This is a genomic window from Micromonospora globispora, from assembly GCF_003857015.1.
Lineage (GTDB): Bacteria > Actinomycetota > Actinomycetes > Mycobacteriales > Micromonosporaceae > Micromonospora > Micromonospora globispora.
In genome coordinates, this window is the sequence record NZ_QGGF01000591.1 from 1 (window position 1) to 2,838 (window position 2,838).

Sequence of the window (2,838 nt, forward strand, 5' to 3'; positions counted from 1 at the left end):
CTTGGTGCCCTCCCCCCACCAGTACCCGGAGCAGAGCAGCAGCCGGCGCGGCCGAGTCACCGCCACGTACGCCAGCCGGCGCTCCTCCCGCTCGTCGTGGGCCCGCCAGGCGTCGGTGAAGTCCTCCCCCGCCCGGGCCACCCCGCGCTGGTCGCGGGAGGCCGACCTGCTGCTCGCCGAGCGGGCCGAGCTGGCCCGCCGGGCCGAGGGGGTGGAGGTGGAGCTGCCCGGGCACCTGTCGGTGACCCAGTTGGTGGCGCTGCGCCGCGACCCGGAGGCGCTGGCCCGTACGCTGCGCCGGCCGATGCCCACCGAGCCCAACCCGTACGCCCGCCGGGGCACCGCCTTCCACACCTGGCTGGAGCAGCGTTTCGGCGCGGACCGGCTGCTCGACGTGGACGAGTTGCCCGGTGCGGCGGACGACGACGCCGCGCCGGACGAGGCGCTCGCCGAGCTCCAGGAGCGCTTCCTGGCCAGCGAGTGGGCCGACCGGGTGCCGGTGGAGGTGGAGGTGCCCTTCGCCACAGTCATCGCCGGGGTGGTGGTGCGCGGGCGGATGGACGCGGTCTTCGCCCGTCCCGGCGGCCGGTTCGACGTGGTCGACTGGAAGACCGGCCGGCAGCCCAGCGGGCGGGAGGCCGAGGTGGCCGCCGTGCAGCTCGCCGTCTACCGGCTGGCCTGGGCGGAGCTGGCCGGCGTACCGGTCGAGCAGGTGGGCGCCGCGTTCCACTACGTGCGCGACGGGGTAACCGTGCGTCCGGCCGACCTGCTCGACGCCGAGAGGCTGACCGCGCTGATCGCCGATGTGCCGGAAATTTCGACGAAGGGCGCGGCGTTACGTAATCCGTGATACGTTAGTCGCGTTGCAGTTTTGGTTTCCAGAGACTCTGTGTGCGCCTGGCGGATTGTGGCCCCAGGCGCACTTTGTTGTGTCCGGAGTTCTCCGGGCGGGGCGACCAGCAGCGACAGGCCGCGCACTCGCGCGGTTCACTCACTCCTTCGGCCCGCAACAGGTGCGGGTCGGAACGTTCCGTCAAGGAGACGAAACAAATGGCTATTGGCACCGTCAAGTGGTTCAACGCTGACAAGGGCTTCGGCTTCATCACCCCGGACGGCGGCGGCGCCGACGTCTTCGCCCACTTCTCGGCGATCCAGTCCTCCGGCTACCGGAGCCTGGACGAGAACCAGCGGGTCGAGTTCGAGGTGACCCAGGGCCAGAAGGGCCCGCAGGCGGAGAACATCCGCCCGCTCTGATCTTCGGATCACCCAGGTAACACCCATCGCGCCCCCCGGGCGCGGTGACGGGCCCGGTCCGCCGCGCCGCCCCCCGCTCTGCGGGGTGTGGCGCGCTGCGGCGGACCGGCCCGTACCCCTTCGGTTCGTGCTTGTGACCACCGGTGACCCCGGTGACGCGCCGCTCGTCGGCGCCTTCCTCGACACGTGCCGCGTCGAGGAAGGCATTCCGTATGACCATGACCATGCCCACATTCGCCGCGACCGGCCTGGCGCCGGCGTTGCTCGCCGCGCTGTCGGCGCAGGGCATCACCGAGCCGTTCCCGATCCAGTCGGCGACCCTGCCGGACTCGCTCGCCGGCCGGGACGTGCTCGGCCGGGGCCGCACCGGCTCCGGCAAGACGCTCGCCTTCGGGCTGCCGCTGCTGTCCCGCACCGCCGGCCGACGGGCCCGCCCGGGTCGCCCGCTCGCCCTGGTGCTGGTGCCGACCCGTGAGCTGGCCCAGCAGGTCACCACCGCGCTCGCGCCGTACGCCCGGGCCGTCGGCCTGCGCTGCGCCACCGTCGTCGGTGGTCTCTCACTCCAGCGTCAGGCGGACGCGTTGCGGGCCGGAGCCGAGGTGGTCGTCGCCACCCCCGGCCGGCTGCACGACCTGATCAACCGCGGTGACGCCCGGCTCGACCAGGTCGCCATCACCGTGCTGGACGAGGCCGACCAGATGGCCGACATGGGCTTCCTGCCGCAGGTCACCAAGCTGCTGGAGCAGGTCGCCCCGGACGGCCAGCGGATGCTCTTCTCGGCCACCCTGGACGGCGGCGTGGACCGGCTGGTCCGCCGCTTCCTGACCAACCCCGTGTCGCACTCGGTGGACCCGGGCACCGCCACGGTGACCGCGATGACCCACCACGTGCTGCACGTCGACGCGGTCGACAAGCCCGCGGCGCTGACCCAGATCGCCGCCCGCGAGGGCCGCACCATCCTCTTCATGGGCACCAAGCACCGTGCCGACCGGCTCGCCCGCCAGCTCCTGGCCAAGGGGGTACGCGCCGCCGCGCTGCACGGCGGCAAGTCGCAGCCGCAGCGCACCCGGATCCTGGAACAGTTCCGTACCGGTCAGGTGACCGCGCTGGTGGCCACGGATGTGGCCGCCCGCGGCATCCACGTGGACGGGCTGGACATGGTCGTCAACGTGGACCCGCCGACGGAGGCGAAGGACTACCTGCACCGCGGTGGGCGTACCGCCCGGGCCGGGGAGTCCGGCACGGTGGTCACGTTGGTCCTGCCGGAGCAGCGCCGGGACGTGTCCCGGCTGATGAGCGTGGCCGGCATCAAGCCGCAGTCCACTCAGGTGCGACCCGGTGACGAGGCGCTGGCCCGGGTCACCGGGGCCCGGGAGCCGTCCGGCGCCCCGGTGACCATCACCGCCCCCCAGCCGGCCCCCGCCTCCCGTCGGTCGGCCGGGGCGGGCGGAGCGGACGGCCATCCCGCTCAGCTTCCTCCAGGTCATCCTGCTCGACCTGCGTCGGGCCGGGCTGCTGCACAGCCACCGCGGCACCGAGGGCGGCTACGCGCTGTCCCGCCCCGCGGCGGAGATCACCGTCGGC

2 protein-coding genes and 2 pseudogenes are annotated in these 2,838 nt (G+C 73.5%); all 4 read left to right on the forward strand.

The features are described from left to right. Window positions 1-145: 145 nt before the first annotated feature. Window positions 146-850: pseudogene (locus DKL51_RS29845) on the forward strand (RecB family exonuclease); the annotation flags it as partial. Between the two features lie 200 nt (window positions 851-1,050). Next, on the forward strand, window positions 1,051-1,254 hold the full coding sequence (cspE, locus tag DKL51_RS29850; RefSeq protein ID WP_007464836.1) for a transcription antiterminator/RNA stability regulator CspE: 204 nt from the start codon (window positions 1,051-1,053) through the stop codon (window positions 1,252-1,254). 212 nt (window positions 1,255-1,466) lie between these two features. Further along, window positions 1,467-2,768, forward strand: a pseudogene (locus DKL51_RS29855) (DEAD/DEAH box helicase); the annotation flags it as partial. After that, window positions 2,752-2,838, forward strand: an 87-nt coding sequence (locus DKL51_RS29860; protein WP_260428713.1) for an Rrf2 family transcriptional regulator, incomplete at its 3' end; no start/stop codon positions are given. The pseudogene DKL51_RS29855 and the gene DKL51_RS29860, both read left to right, overlap by 17 nt.

Coding starts and splice junctions, on each gene's coding strand:
- cspE (WP_007464836.1), top strand. CDS start 1,051: ATGGCTATTGGCACCGTCAAGTGGTTCAACGCTGACAAGGGCTTCGGC.